This is a genomic window from Halarchaeum sp. P4 (assembly GCF_051195175.1).
Taxonomy (GTDB): Archaea; Halobacteriota; Halobacteria; order Halobacteriales; family Halobacteriaceae; genus Halarchaeum.
This window is the reverse complement of the sequence record NZ_JBNTKC010000001.1, coordinates 1,027,507-1,041,308: the sequence shown is the minus strand read 5'-3', so window position 1 is coordinate 1,041,308 and position 13,802 is coordinate 1,027,507. Positions and strand designations below refer to the sequence as shown.

10 protein-coding genes are annotated in these 13,802 nt (G+C 68.4%); 3 read left to right on the top strand and 7 right to left on the bottom strand.

Annotated features, from left to right (window positions below; all coding sequences use genetic code 11):
- The 6 genes from pstB to lonB all read right to left on the bottom strand — a co-directional run bounded on the left by pstB (position 1) and on the right by lonB (position 8,698).
- Positions 1-921 carry a phosphate ABC transporter ATP-binding protein PstB gene (gene pstB / locus ACQUS8_RS05545; protein WP_435098132.1) on the bottom strand — a complete coding sequence of 307 codons (921 nt, stop codon included), beginning with the start codon at positions 919-921 and terminating at the stop codon, positions 1-3.
- On the bottom strand, positions 914-3,574 hold the full coding sequence (gene pstA / locus ACQUS8_RS05540) for a phosphate ABC transporter permease PstA (RefSeq protein WP_435098129.1): 2,661 nt from the start codon (positions 3,572-3,574) through the stop codon (positions 914-916). Before pstA ends, pstB begins: the two co-directional genes overlap by 8 nt.
- A complete protein-coding gene (gene pstC, locus ACQUS8_RS05535; RefSeq protein ID WP_435098126.1) occupies positions 3,571-4,692 on the bottom strand; it encodes a phosphate ABC transporter permease subunit PstC in 1,122 nt (373 codons plus the stop codon). The genes pstA and pstC overlap by 4 nt, the downstream gene beginning before the upstream one ends.
- A gap of 73 nt (positions 4,693-4,765) precedes the next feature.
- Positions 4,766-5,890: a substrate-binding domain-containing protein gene (locus ACQUS8_RS05530; RefSeq protein WP_435098123.1), complete on the bottom strand. Its 1,125-nt coding sequence runs from the start codon at positions 5,888-5,890 to the stop codon at positions 4,766-4,768.
- Between the two features lie 203 nt (positions 5,891-6,093).
- The gene (locus ACQUS8_RS05525; RefSeq protein WP_435098120.1) at positions 6,094-6,528 is read right to left on the bottom strand and encodes a DUF7575 domain-containing protein; all 435 of its coding nucleotides are present in this window, start codon (positions 6,526-6,528) and stop codon (positions 6,094-6,096) included.
- Between the two features lie 127 nt (positions 6,529-6,655).
- A complete protein-coding gene (gene lonB, locus ACQUS8_RS05520) occupies positions 6,656-8,698 on the bottom strand; it encodes an ATP-dependent protease LonB (RefSeq protein WP_435098117.1) in 2,043 nt (680 codons plus the stop codon).
- 178 nt (positions 8,699-8,876) lie between these two features.
- Between lonB and ACQUS8_RS05515 the strand changes: the two genes are divergently transcribed.
- From ACQUS8_RS05515 to ACQUS8_RS05505, 3 genes are read left to right on the top strand one after another with little or no spacing between them, the layout of a single operon-like run.
- The gene (locus ACQUS8_RS05515; RefSeq protein ID WP_435098114.1) at positions 8,877-9,401 is read left to right on the top strand and encodes a nicotinamide-nucleotide adenylyltransferase; all 525 of its coding nucleotides are present in this window, start codon (positions 8,877-8,879) and stop codon (positions 9,399-9,401) included.
- Positions 9,401-10,921 carry an alpha,alpha-trehalase TreF gene (treF, locus tag ACQUS8_RS05510; protein WP_435098111.1) on the top strand — a complete coding sequence of 507 codons (1,521 nt, stop codon included), beginning with the start codon at positions 9,401-9,403 and terminating at the stop codon, positions 10,919-10,921. Before ACQUS8_RS05515 ends, treF begins: the two co-directional genes overlap by 1 nt.
- Positions 10,922-10,970: 49 nt before the next feature.
- A complete protein-coding gene (locus ACQUS8_RS05505) occupies positions 10,971-11,726 on the top strand; it encodes an SAM hydrolase/SAM-dependent halogenase family protein (RefSeq protein ID WP_435098108.1) in 756 nt (251 codons plus the stop codon).
- A 3-nt stretch (positions 11,727-11,729) separates the two neighbouring features.
- On the opposite strand, the gene ACQUS8_RS05500 is transcribed toward ACQUS8_RS05505, so the two are convergent.
- On the bottom strand, positions 11,730-13,574 hold the full coding sequence (locus ACQUS8_RS05500) for a flippase-like domain-containing protein (protein WP_435098105.1): 1,845 nt from the start codon (positions 13,572-13,574) through the stop codon (positions 11,730-11,732).
- Positions 13,575-13,802: the final 228 nt, after the last annotated feature.

Below are 13,802 nucleotides of genomic sequence, written 5' to 3'. Positions count from 1 at the left end.
TCACCCGAACTTGCCGGTAATGTAGTCCTCGACGCGCTGGCTCTCGGGGTTCTCGAAAATCTGCTCGGTGTCGCCGTACTCGACGAGTTCGCCGCCGGTGAGGAAGACGGCGGTCTGGTCCGAGATGCGGGCGGCCTGCTGCATGTTGTGGGTGACGATGACGACGGTGTACTCCTCGGCGAGTTCCTCGACGAGGTCCTCGATTTTCGAGGTGGCGATGGGGTCGAGGGCGGACGCCGGCTCGTCCATGAGGATGACCTCGGGGTCGACGGCGAGCGCGCGGGCAATGCAGAGGCGCTGCTGTTGGCCGCCGGAGAGGCCGAGCGCGTTGTCGTCGAGGCGGTCCTTCACCTCGTCCCAGAGTGCGGCTTGTTTGAGCGCGCGCTCGACGAGGTCGGCCTCGCGCTCGGCGTCGTCGCGGCCGAAGAGGCGCGCGAGCAGGCCCTTGTTGATGTCGCCGTGCTTGCGCGGGCCGTAGGCGACGTTGTCGCGGATGGACTTCGGGAAGGGGTTGGGACTCTGGAAGACCTGCCCGATGCGCTTTCGCAGCTCCACGAGGTTCGCGTTCGGGTCATAGACGTCCGCGCCGTCGAACTCGACGGTGCCCTCGATGCGCGCGGACTTGATGCGGTCGTTCATCCGGTTGAGACAGCGGAGGAACGTCGACTTCCCACACCCCGAGGGACCGATGAGCGCCGTCACCGAGTTCTCCGGGATGTCGAGCGAGATGTCTTGGAGGGCGTGGTCGTCGCCGTACCAGACGTTCAGGTCCCGAACGGAGAACTTCGCGTCGCCGTCGAAGTCGTACTCCGTCCACTTCGCTCTGGTCTCCTCGACCGTCTCGCCGGTCGTGGTCGTCTCCGCGTCGGTGCTCGTGTCTACGGTCGTGCCAGTACTCTGGTCAGTGATGGCGTTAGTCATGGCTGATTTTCCGCTGGAAGTAGGTTCGCGCGCCGATGCCGACGGCGTAGAACGTCAGGACGACGCCGAGGAGGACGAACGCCGTCGCCCATCCCATCGAGGGGGAGCCGCTGACGCCCGCTGCGATGACCGCCCAGACCTGTGTCGGGAGGGAGGCGGAGGCGGTCACGAGTTGGTCGTTGATGATGAACGGGGGCCGGCTCACGAAGCGGAAGCCGTCGAGGACGTGGACAGCTTCGGTGGCGTTGAGTGTCGAGCCGAGGACGAGGATGAGCGGCGCCGTCTCGCCGGCGACGCGGCCGACGCCGAGGATGCCACCGGTGATGACGCCCGGCATCGCCGCGGGGAGGACGACGCTCCGAATCGTCTGCCAGCGCGTCGCGCCGAGCGCCGCGCTCGCGTCCCGGTAGTCGTCCGGGACGGCCATGATGGCCTCCCGGCTCGTGATGAGGATGAGCGGCAGGAGCATGAAGCCGAGGACGAGCTGGCCGGCGAGCAGCGAGGTGTCGCCGCCGAGACGCGGGATGAGGAACGCCGCGCCGAACAGCCCGAAGACGACGCTCGGCGTGCTCCAGAGGGCGTTCGTCGCAATCTCGACGATGCCGGTAAAACGACCCTGCTCGGCGTACTCGGTGAGGAAGACGGCAGCGCCGACGCCGAGCGGCACCGCGAACAGCGTCGATCCGATGACGAGCCAGACCGTGCCGACGACGGCGGGCATGATACCGCCCGGTTCCGCGCCGAGCGGGATGTAGGCCTGCATCGTCATCGGCCACGAGAGCGTCCCGCCGGCGGCGACGGTGACGCCGAGGACGTCGAGGGACGACCCGGTGAGCCAGACGTGGAAACCGGTCAGCGAGAGGAAGCCCGCGGCGCCGAACAGGCCGAGCGTCGTCTCCTCGGCGAGCAGGCGCCGCCGTATCGGCGCCGTCTCCCCGCGGCGCGCGAACGCGGTGAGGACGGCGAGCACCGCGACGCCGACTGCTGCGAGGAGTGCGACGACGGGAATCACGGGTCCGAGCGTCGCCGCGACGCCCGCGCCCTGCTGGAGGACGAGCGTCCCGGCGAGCACGCCGAGGCCGCCGAAGACGCCGAGCGTGAACAGCGGGGCGTGTTCTTGGGCGCGCGCCGCGACGTCCTCCCCACTCCCGACGAGGACGCCCGCCAGCGGGGTGAGTGCGAGCAGGAGCGCGCCGACGGCGCCGAGCGCGACGAGCAGGACGCCGAGCGTCCCGGCGACCGGGAGGCCGGCGGGCGTCGGGCCGACGAGGACGAACGCCGCGGCGACGACGGGGAAGCCGGCGGTGATGCCGGGGATGGTCCGTTTGAGCGTCCGGACGCGCTCGCCGGCCGACCCGACGTTCCGCAGCGAGCCGTAGCGCCGATAGCAGTAGACGGCAACGACGAGCGCGGAGAGCGCGAGCAGGAGCGAGCCGACGGCGGGCTCGGCCGTGACGGTGATCGCGGTGTCGAGGACCTGCGACTGGCGGTTCACCTGGACCGTGTACGTGAACGGGTAGACGAGCGGGTTTCGCGTGACGAGCACGGAGAGCAGGACGGCGACGACGGCGCCGACGGCCGCGAGCGGGAGGAGCCGAACGACCTGTCGCGCGCCGCCGCGCCACCTCTCGGAGCCGGCGGGGGTGCGTGCGAAGTCGAGGACGAGGAGGACGAACGGGGCAAGGAGGACGAGCGCGGCGAGTGCGCCGACCGTCAGGCCGTGGAAGGCGTAGCCCGCGCCCTTCATCGTCACGAAGACGACGACGGCGACCATCACCGCGAGCATCAGGAAGGCGTTGAGGTTGATGACGAGGAACGCGCCGTACTCGCGGCCCTGCGCGCCGAAGCCGGCGCGACACTTCGCGGCCGCCCACGAGGAGACGAGCGCGCCGAAGATGACGAAGAGCGGAATCACCGCGCCGCCCGTGAAGCCGCCGGAGACCGCGCTCGGGTCCCACTGCCAGCCGACGCCGATGGCGGCGGTGGCGACGGAACCGCCGAGCGCGCCGACGAGGAGGGCTGGCGAGAGGGTGGAGCCGACGTCCTCGCACGGGACGACGGTGAGCGCGAGGAGGCCGAGGCCGACCGCGAGCGCGACGACCAGCCAGAGCGGCGTGTCGAAACCGACGAGCGTCCCGCCGAGCGCCGCGCCGACGAACAGGCCGAGGGTGCCGAACGCGATGCCCGCGAGCAAGCCGGCGGTGGCGTCCGGCGTCGTGTCGACGAGGCCGACGCGCGAGGCGACGCCAGCGACGAGCACACCCACCGCCTGCAGCAGGAGGAGACCACCGAGAAGGACGGCCAGCGTCACGGCCATCGTGGCGCTGACGGCGGTGAGAGTGCCGGAGACGACGACGACCGAGCCGACGATGCCCCACGCGTGCGAGGACGTCATGGGCGCGATTCTCGTCCACGACGCGAGCGCGATGGCGCCGACGCCGCCGACGACGACGGCGGTGAACGTCCCAAAGAACCCGGTGAGCGGTGCGCCGGTGGCATCGAGGGCGACGAGTTCGACGAGCGCGCAGAGTGCGACGGCGAAACTCACGACGCCGAGCGCGATGACGGCGTCGAGCCCGCGGTCGTAGACGCTCGACTCGGCGTCGATGAACGCCGAGTCCGTGCCGGCGTCCGCACCGAACGCCCCGCTCATTGGCCACCCTCCAGTTTCCGCCTCATCCGCTGCTCGATGTAGCGCGAGACGACGCTCATCGTCGCGACGATGGCGAAGAGGAGGACGCCCGCGACGAACAGGACCTCAAGGGTGCTCTCGGAGGCGCTCCCGTACTGGGTCGCGATGAGGCTGGTGAGCGTCGCGCTCGCGTCGAAGACGTCGAAGAGCGGGTTCGCGAGGCCAACCCCTGCCGCCATGATCGCTGCGACGGCCATCGTCTCGCCGATGGCGCGCCCGAGGCCGAGGATGACGGCGGCGGAGATGCCCGAGAACGCCGCCGGAACGGAGATGCTCTTCATCGTCTGCCAGCGCGTCGCGCCCATCGCGATGGAGCCGTCACGCATCGACCCCGGGACGCTGGAGAGGGCGTCCTCGGCGACGGAGACGACCGTCGGGAGCGCCATCACGCCGACGACGATGCCCGCGATGAGGAAGCTCGCGCCGTCGTCGAGGAACGACGTCTGAATGAAGCCGTTCAGCACCTGAAAGCCGATGAACCCGTAGACGATGGACGGGATGCCCGCGAGGACCTCGACGCCGGGCTTGATGAGCTCGCGCATCCGGTCGCTCGCGATTTCGGCGATGAACAGCGCGCCGAAGAGGCCGAGCGGGCCGGCGACGGAGCCGGCGATGATCGTCACGATGACCGTCGCCCAGATGGTCGGGACGAGCGAGTAGACGTCCGCCGCGGGGTTCCACGTCGACTCGCTCGCCGGGAAGACCGCGTCGAGCCAGAAGAACCACCGCGTATGCCCGTTCTCTACCGGGACGATGAGGAGGCCGCGGCCATGCTCGACGAACGCGGGAAACGCGCTCGCGAACAGGAAATAGGTGATGAACGCGACGGTGAGGACGGTCGAGACGGTGGCGACGAGCGTCAGCAGTCGCGCGACGGTCGCCTGATGCGTGACCCAGCCCACGCCGGTCACCACGGCGAACGCCACGAACACCGGCACGGCGTACGCGGGCATGAACAGGAACACGAGCGTCAGCGCGGCGAGCAGGACGCCCATCGTCGCGACGAGGAGTCTAGCCCCCGAGGCAGCGTCTTCGCCGAACGTCAATTTACGGAACGTCGTCTGGACGTCTTCGAACATGTATCAGGTTTCTAAATAGTAATGGTGGTCGGTCGTCTCGACGGCGAGGCAGGGCGACACCGAGCAGTAGCGATCAGACCTGATCGGGGAGCTTCGCGCGCTGCTCCTCCTGGCGCCGCTTGCCGAGCGTGAAGTAGTTGTTCGGCGCGACGAAGGTGTCCTGCCCGAAGTCGGAGAGGATCATGTTGATGAAGGCGGCCTCCTTCATCGAGGTGCCCTTCCACGTGTACATGTGGAGGTCACGCGAGAGCGGGTAGGACTTCGAGTCGAGGCCGTTCTGGTCGTCGTTGTAGGAGTACGTCGTCCCCTCCCACTCGAGGGCGATGGGGCTGACGCCGTCCGTGCCGAGGAAGGCGAGCGCGAGGTAGCTGATGGCGTTGTCGGCCTGCGCGACCGCCTGCGCGAGGCGCTGGTTCTGGCCGTAGCGGTTCGCGACCGTCGTCTCCTCCTCGGGGTTGCCGAAGACGTTGGAGACGAAGGACGTCCGCGTCCCGGAGCCCTTCACGCGGCCGAGGACCTGAATCTGCTTGTCGGGGCCGCCGAGTTCGGACCAGTTCGAGATACGGCCCTTGTAGAGGTCCTTGAGCTGCTGGCCGGTGATTTTCGAGACGCCCGCCTCCTTGATTTCGCTGGAGACGACGAGCGGCTGGCCGTCGACGCCGACGACGTGGTCGATGAAGTTCTTGTAGGAGTCACGGTCCGGGAGCTCGTCCTGGACGTTCCCGCTGGAGTTCCCGATGTCGAGCTGGCCGTTCATGACCTTCTCGACGCCGGTGCCGGAGTGCGAGAGTGCGACCGAGACGCTGAACGGCGGGTCGCTGCTCTCCTTCGCCTCGAAGCCGTAGAGGCCCGCCCAGTAGTCAGCGAGGTTCTTGTCCGTCTGGATGTCGTACTTCTTGTGCGGCCAATACTCGGTGTCGCTCGCGGGACGGTTCGCGTTCCAGTAGGACGCTGCCGTGTTCGCGATGGGATAGACCGTCGAGGACCCACCGGCTTCGAGCGAACTCACGTCCTGACTCGCACTCGACCCGCCGCTCGTCGTCGTCTTCGACGTCGTACCGGACGTCGTGGACGTCGTCGAGTTCCCCGAGTTCGACCCCCCACAGCCGGCGAGCGCCGCCGCGCCAGCGGCGCCCGACGTGACGAGGAATTTCCGCCGCGATACCAGGTTCGACAGTCGGTCTGCGTCGTCCGTCATCACCCGATAACTTCCGATTCACTATTAAATCGGTTTATAATAGGGGTACGAATCAATCAGACCCGTCCCGACTCCAATAGCTTCCTCTGATCATCTATTAGCGATATTGCTCGCTACGACTGACTATATAGACGATTGACAGTCCGGCGGTCGCTGGTCACTCGAACAGGTCGCACCGTGAAAACGACGCCGGCCGAACGGGATCAGTTCGCGTCCCGCTCGTTCTCGGCCGGGTAGTGCCACTCGATCTCGGTCGTACACCACGGGCAGAAGTCGAGGTCGGTGTCGAGCTCGCGCCCGCACACCGGACACGCCGGCTGGCCGTCGCTCGCCTGGGACGGCGTCGCCTGCCGCACGGCAAGCAGGTAGGCGTCCGCGACGTTACAGAGCCGGACGACGAGCACGCCGACGGCTGCCTCCATCGGGACCGCGATCGACCCGAGCGCTCCGACGTTCCCCGCCGCAATCGCCTGCTCGTAGGCGACCAGCGTCGACTCCGGGACGAGCAGGTAGGAGGTGATGAGCGAGAGCGCGACCCACCCGGCGGCGCGCAACCACGCGCGCAGGTAGAGGTGGCCGATACCCGGGTAGAGGACCGAGAGGGCGGCAGCGACGACGCCCTTGCGATTGACACTCACGGATGTCTACGTCTCGGGGATACTCGGCCTTAAGGCCACGCCTTCCGACCCTCGTCGGGGTCGGCGTCGCGAGCCGCGGCTCGGCGGTCGAAAACGGGAGACGAAGAGTCGAGAACGGAAGACGTCCCTACTGCGGGGAGGGACTGCCGCTGTTGCCCTTCTGGGCGGTGGCGCCGCGTTCGAGGGCGCCGCCCGTGATGTTCTTCAGCCGGTCGACTAGCGAGTCCTTCTCGGGTTCGCCGACGAGGGCGATGTCGAGAACCTCGCTGATGTGGCTGACCGGAATGACCTCGATCTGGTCCTTGTACTCGTCCTCGATCATCACGTCCTGCTCGTTCGCCTTCGGGATGATGACGCGCTTACAGCCCGCCTTCGCGGCGGCCTCAATCTTGTGCGTCACCCCACCCACCGGGAGGACATCGCCGCGGACCGACAGGCTGCCGGTCATCGCGATGTCCTGCGCGATGGGGATGTCCTCCAGGGCGCTGATGACGGCGGTGGCGACCGTGATGGACGCCGAGTCGCCCTCCACGCCCTCGTAGGACTGGACGAACTGGATGTGGATGTCCTTGTCCGCGATGGACTCGCCTGTGTATTTCTTGATGATGGCGGAGACGTTCTCCACCGCTTCTTGGGCGATCTCCTGCAGTTTGCCGGTGGCGAAGATTTCGCCACCTTCGCCCTGCCGGGGCGTGACCTCGGCCATGACGGGCATCATGATGCCGGAGTCGCCGCCCATGACGGCGAGGCCGTTGACGCGGCCGACTGCCTCGCCCTCGGAGGTCTTCAGCTCGTAGTCCTTCCGGCGGGCGATGTAGTTGTCCGCGACCTGCTGTTCGATGGAGCGCGAGCGCTTCTTTGCCTCGAGGACGTCCGTGCGCTCGGTCTGCTCGCTGTCCCTCGCGCGGGCGATGTCGCCGGCGACGCGGATGAGCCCACCGAGATTACGCAGCTCGAGCGTGAGGTGGTCCTTCCGGCCGGCGCGACGCTTCGCCTCAAGGATGACCTCGCGGACGGCGTCCGGCGTGAAGTGCGGGAGCCGGCCGTCCTTCTCGACCTCCTGGGCGACGAAGCGCGCGTACTTGCGCCGCATCTCCGGGGTGTCGTCGATGGTGTCGTCCATGTACACCTCGTACCCGTAGCCCTTGATACGGGAGCGGAGCGCGGGGTGCATGTTCTCCATCGCGTCCATGTTCCCGGCGGCGACCATGATGAAGTCACAGGGGACGGGTTCGGTCTGCACCATCGCGCCCGAGGAGCGCTCGGACTGGCCGGTGATGGAGAACTCGCCCTCCTGAATCGCCGTCATCAGGTGCTGCTGGGAGCGGATGTCGAGCGTGTTGATCTCGTCGATGAACAGCACGCCCTTGTTCGCCTTGTGGATGGCGCCGGCCTCGACGCGGTCGTGGCTCGGCGTCTCCATCCCCCCACTCTGGAACGGGTCGTGGCGGACGTCGCCGAGGAGCGCGCCGGCGTGCGCGCCGGTCGCGTCCTCGAATGGCGCCTTCTGCCGGTCGGCGTTGTTGATGAGGAGCTTGGGAATCATTGCGTCGCTCCCGCGGTTCGAGTAGCGGAACGCGAAGTAGATGATGCCGGCCGCGAGAATACCCATCAGAATCTGGCCGACGACGAGGAAGGCGTAGCCGACGACGACCGCGAGGACGATCCACATGAGGAACGAGCGCATCTGGTTGCGCTTGCGGACTTCCTCCTGGTGGGCCTCGACGATCTGGTCGCCTTTCCCGGCCGGGACGGTACGAACCTTCGGTTCGTTGGAGTCGTCCGGGTTGTGGTAGACGAGGACGTCCTGCAGGTTCTCCTTCGGCAGGAGCTGGCTCATCGCCTTTGCCAACATGGACTTCCCCGTCCCCGGGGTGCCGATCATCATCACGTGTCGGTGCTGTTTGGCCGCGCGCATCACGATGTCGCGAGCCTCCTCCTGGCCGATGACCTGGTCGACCAGTCGGTCGGGCACCTTGATGTCCGCGGTCGAGTCGACCTTCAGGCCGCCGAGGAGGTCGTCCTCGGCGTCCTCGTCGATCTCGACGTCGCCCTCGACGTCGACCTGACTACCGAGATCGTCGAGGTCACCGTCGGTCGAGGGGTCGGACCGTGGGTCGGTGTCGTTCTCCCCCTCTAAGGGAGTATCAGTCGTGCGGTCGTTGCTCATAGAACCCTTATCGCTAGTGGGAAGAACGGGAGCGCGCTTGATATACTTTCTCCCTGCAGAAAACGACGAAAACGCCGGACTCCGGCGGCTAGCGTGCCATATTCGGCGGTCACCCCGTGGTGACTCGCCACTCTTATGCGCCAGCGGAGGGTGAGTGAGGACAACGCACCACTACACCATGACTCGTGGTTTCTACATCGGGCGGTTTCAGCCCTACCACCAGGGCCACCACCGCGTCGTCGAGGCGATCGCCGAGGAAGTGGACGAACTCGTCGTCGGTATCGGGAGCGCCGACCAGTCCCACAGCGTCCGCAACCCCTTCACGGGCGGCGAGCGCATCATGATGATCACGAAGGCGCTCGTCGACATCGACCTCGTGACGTACGCCGTCCCCATCGAGGACATCAACCGGAACGCGGTCTGGGTGAGTCACGTCCAGTCGATGAGCCCGAACTTCGACGTCGCGTACTCGAACAACCCGCTCGTCGTCCGGCTCTTTCAGGAGGCCGGCATCGAGGTCCGCGGGTCGCCGATGTTCGACCGCGAGGTGCTCCGTGGCACGGAAATCCGCGAGCGTATGATCGCCGGCGAGGACTGGGAGGACCTCGTCCCTGAACCCGTCGAGGACGTCATCCGGGAGGTCGATGGCATCGAACGCATCCGTCAGATAAGCGACACCGACATCGATTCCCCCAACGACTGATGGGCGACGACGTACACCCCGCGGCCGAGACCTACCCGCAGCTCGCCGGCGCACTCTACGAGGCCGTCCAGCGCGCAGGCGTCTTCGCGGACTCGAAGACGTTCGTCGACGCCACGCCGACCGAGGACCCCGAGGCGATTCGCGAGGCGTTCCACGAGGCCCGCGAGTCGGGCGACGTCGACCTGGTGGAGTTCGTCCGCTCGCACTTCGACGTGCCGAGCGACGAGTACGACCCGCCGGACCTCCCCGCGGACCGGGGGCTCCGCGAGCACATCGACCTGCTCTGGGACCACCTCGCCCGCGACCCGGCGACGGACCTCCCCGCCTACGACACGCGCCTCGAACTCCCCGCGGACTACGTCGTTCCCGGCGGGCGCTTTCGCGAACTCTACTACTGGGACACCTACTTCACCGCGGAGGGTCTCGCCGCCGACGGCCGCGTCGACCTCGTGGACGCCCTCGCGGAGAACTTCGCGAGCCTCATCGAGCGTCTCGGCCACGTCCCGAACGGCTCGCGCGTCTACTTCGAGAGCCGCTCTCAGCCGCCGCTGTTCGCTCGCCTGCTCGCGGTCCTCGAACGCGAGCGCGGCGTCGACGCCGTCGAGCCGTACCTCGACGCGCTCGAACGCGAGCACGCCTACTGGATGGACGGCGCTGCCGAGCGCACGCCCGACGACCCGGCGGCGAAGCACGTCGTCCGCGTCGGCGACACCGTCCTGAACCGCCACTGGGACGCCCGCGACGAGCCACGCCCCGAATCCTACCGCGAGGACGTCACGGCCGCCGACGCGCTCGACCCGGCAGAACGACCCGACTTCTACCGGGACGTCCGGGCGGCCGCCGAGTCCGGGTGGGACTTCAGTTCGCGCTGGCTCGCCGACCCGGCGGCGTTCGAGACGATGCACACGACGGACCTCGTCCCCGTCGACCTGAACAGCTACCTCTACGGGATGGAGCGACGCCTCGCCGGCTGGCTGGAGGCCACTGGCGACGTCGAGACGGCACGCACGTACGACCGCCGTGCCGCGGAACGCAAGCGCGCCGTCGAGGAGTACTGCTGGGACGAGGCGGAGGCGTTCTACTTCGACTACGACTGGACGACCGGCGAGACGACGGACCGTGCGACCCTCGCCGCCGCCGCGCCGCTCTGGACGGGTCTGGCGAGCGACGAGCACGCCGCCGCCATCGCCGAGCGCCTCGAAGCCGACTTCCTCGCCCCGAGCGGCCTCCTGACGACGCTCACCGATTCGGGCGAGCAGTGGGACGCGCCGAACGGCTGGGCACCCCTCCAGTACGTCGCCGTCGAGGGCCTGCGCCACTACGGCCACGACGACCTCGCCGACGAGGTCCGGCGCCGCTTCCTCGCGGCCGTCCGCGCGACGTTCGAGCGCGAGGGCAAACTCGTCGAGAAGTACGACGTCCGGGACCCGACGGGCGAAGCCGGTGGCGGCGAGTACGAGCTGCAGGACGGCTTCGGCTGGACGAACGGCGTCGTCGCCGCGTGGCTCGCCGACGACTAGACGCCCGCGGGCCGCACGGTTTTACTCGCGCCCGCCCCTTTTCTCGCGCATGATTACGCTCGCCTCCGACTTCGGGTCGCCGTACCCGGCGGCGATGCGCGGCGTGCTCTGCTCACGAACGGATGCCCGCCTCGTCGACGTCGCACACGACTTCCCGCGACAGGACGTCCGCACGGCGGCGTTCTGGCTGCGCGAACTCCTCCCGACGTTCCCGGCGGCGACGCACCTCGCCGTCGTCGACCCCGGCGTCGGCACGGAACGCCGCCCCATCGCCGTCGACGCGGGCGAACACGCGCTCGTCGGCCCGGACAACGGCCTCCTCCTCCCCGCCGCTCGCGAACTCGCTGGCGATGTGGACGACGTCGAGTGCTACGAGATACCCGTCGAGGACCCGGAGAGTGCGACGTTCCACGGCCGGGACGTCTTCGCGCCCGCCGCCGCCGAAGTCCACGACACCGGCCTCGACGCCCTCGACTATCCGCGCGTCAGCGACCCCGTTGACCTCTCCTTCCCGGAGCCGTCGCTCCAGAGTGAGAGCGCACGCGGCGAAGTGCTCGTCGTCGACGGCTTCGGGAACGCCATCACGAACGTTGATGGTTCTTTCCTCGAGGACCACTGGGGCGACTACGCCCACGTGAACGGCGAACGCGTCCGCATCGCGCGGACCTACGACGCCGTCGACGTCGACACTCGCATCCTCACCGTCGGTAGCCACGGGAACGTCGAGCTCGCGGTGAACCAAGGTCGCGGCGACGAGGCGTTCGGCGTCCACCCCAGAAGTCGGGTGCGCCTCGATCTCCCCTGACGATCAGTCGTCGGTAGTCGTCGCCTCGACGGCGTGCTCGGACTCCGCGCTCGCGCCGTCAACGGCCTCGGTAAGCGAGACGTTCAGTGTGACCATGCTGATGACGCCGCCGACGACGGTGACGGCGTTCTTCACGGCGTGGTCGACGAGCGCGATCGCGAGCGCCGCGGGCGCGGCGACCGGGGTGAGCGTGACGACGAGGAGCGTGAACGCGCCCTCGTATAGGCCAATTCCGCCCGGGGAGAGCGGGAGGACCTTCGCGAGGTTCCCGACCGAGACGGCGAAGAAGCCGGCCGCGAGGAGTGCGGCGAGCGGCATATCGACCCCGAACGCGGCGAAGACGAAGAGCGCTGTGATGACGTCGATCGTCCAAACGAGGATGCTCGTCGCGCCGACGCGAGCGAACGCCCGGCCGTCCGCGGCCACCGTCTGGACATCCCGGACGAACCCCTCGACGGTCGTGGCGACGAGTTCGACGTAGCCGTCGTCACTCGCCCACTCGACGACGCGGCGGACGTAGCCGCCGTCGGTGCGCGCGGACGCGACGATGACGCCGACGGCGGCGATGGCGGCGAACCCGACGAAGCTGGCGACGGCGAGCGCGACCCGCCCGCTCTGCTGTTGGCTGCCCGCGAGCGCGCCGTCGCCGGTGACGGCGGCGAGGAGCGCGCTCACCTGCTCGGGCGCGAAGACCGCGAGACCGAGGAGGACGCTGCCCGCGAGTAACGTGATGGTGAGCAGGTCGAAGACGCGCTCGACGGCGAGCGACGCGAACCCGGAGGTGTAGGGCACCTTCCGGCGGGCCTTCACGACGTACGCGCGGATGAGGTCGCCCCCGCGTGCCGGGAAGACGAGGTTCCCGGTCTGACTCACGAACACCGCGCCCGTCAGGAAGGTCGTGTCCTCGTGGTAGCCCAACTCGGCGAGGATGTCCCGGTAGCGCACGCCGCGCAGCGGCCACGAGAGCGCGTAGATAACGCCGCCGGCGGCGACGAGCGCGGGGTCGGCGCCTTCGACGGCAGCGAGCACCTCGCTCGGGTCGAGGTAGAACAACATCAGGCCGAGCGCGACGAGCGTGAGCGCGATGCCCGCGACCGCGCCCGTCCGCCGGTTCACGTAGGGGGAGACGGCGAACTCCCACCAGCAGCGCAGAATCTGCGAGCCCATCCCGAGGACGTCGCGGACGAGGTCGACCTTCGAGTCGCCCTTCGGCTCCCAGTCCACGGCGAACTCCTCGACGGCGAAGCCCTTGCGCTGGGCGCGCACGAGCATCTCCGTGTCCCAGAACCAGTGTTCGTCCTCGACAGCCGGCCGGAGTTCGCGGAACGCCTCGCGCGAGAACGCCTTGAAGCCACACTGGTGGTCGCGCAACTCGGAGCCGAGCATCGTGCGCACGGCGAGGTTGAACCCGCGGGAGGGGACGCCGCGCTTCGCGGGGCGGTCCGCGACGTTTTCGGGCATCCAGCGCGACCCCGTCGCGACGTCGTACTCGCCGCTGCGAACGCTCTCGACGAGATGCTCGAGGTGGCGCATGTCCGTCGCGAGGTCCGTGTCGAAGTAGACGAGGACGTCGCCCTCCGCGGCCTCGAAGGCGGCGTTCAGCGCGCCGCCGCGCCCGAGACGCTCGTCGCTGTGGAAGTGGCGGACGTCGGCGAATTCGGCCTCGAGCTCGTCCGCGATTTCGGGGGTCCGGTCCTCACAGCCGTCTTCAGCGACGATGACCTCGTAACTCCCTGCGGGGAGGAAGGACGCGAGCGTCTCGCGCGTCCTCCGGACGGTGTGTTCGATGGTGTCCTCCTCGTTGTAGGCGGGGAGGACGACGCTCACCTCGACGGACCCGGTACTCATTGGCGGGGTAAAGGGTGCTGCCCCGTAAAGCCTTTCTGGACTTCAGAACCGCCGCTCGACGCACCAATACGGCGGTTCGTCCCCCGTCGCGACGGCACAGTCGCCCCTCGGACGTTCCGCCCGTCGCCGAGCGACGACTGGTCGCGCCGGCGACGTTACCCATCTATACCAACCACCGGTGCAGACCCAACGCCGACGCCGAATCGAAACACCTCGAAACCGTTTAAT

Excerpts from the sequence above, each read along its gene's own strand:
- pstB (WP_435098132.1), bottom strand. The coding sequence starts at position 921 with ATGACTAACGCCATCACTGACCAGAGTACTGGCACGACCGTAGACACG.
- pstA (WP_435098129.1), bottom strand. The coding sequence starts at position 3,574 with ATGAGCGGGGCGTTCGGTGCGGACGCCGGCACGGACTCGGCGTTCATC.
- pstC (WP_435098126.1), bottom strand. The coding sequence starts at position 4,692 with ATGTTCGAAGACGTCCAGACGACGTTCCGTAAATTGACGTTCGGCGAA.
- ACQUS8_RS05530 (WP_435098123.1), bottom strand. The coding sequence starts at position 5,890 with ATGACGGACGACGCAGACCGACTGTCGAACCTGGTATCGCGGCGGAAA.
- lonB (WP_435098117.1), bottom strand. The coding sequence starts at position 8,698 with ATGAGCAACGACCGCACGACTGATACTCCCTTAGAGGGGGAGAACGAC.
- ACQUS8_RS05515 (WP_435098114.1), top strand. The coding sequence starts at position 8,877 with ATGACTCGTGGTTTCTACATCGGGCGGTTTCAGCCCTACCACCAGGGC.
- treF (WP_435098111.1), top strand. The coding sequence starts at position 9,401 with ATGGGCGACGACGTACACCCCGCGGCCGAGACCTACCCGCAGCTCGCC.
- ACQUS8_RS05505 (WP_435098108.1), top strand. The coding sequence starts at position 10,971 with ATGATTACGCTCGCCTCCGACTTCGGGTCGCCGTACCCGGCGGCGATG.
- ACQUS8_RS05500 (WP_435098105.1), bottom strand. The coding sequence starts at position 13,574 with ATGAGTACCGGGTCCGTCGAGGTGAGCGTCGTCCTCCCCGCCTACAAC.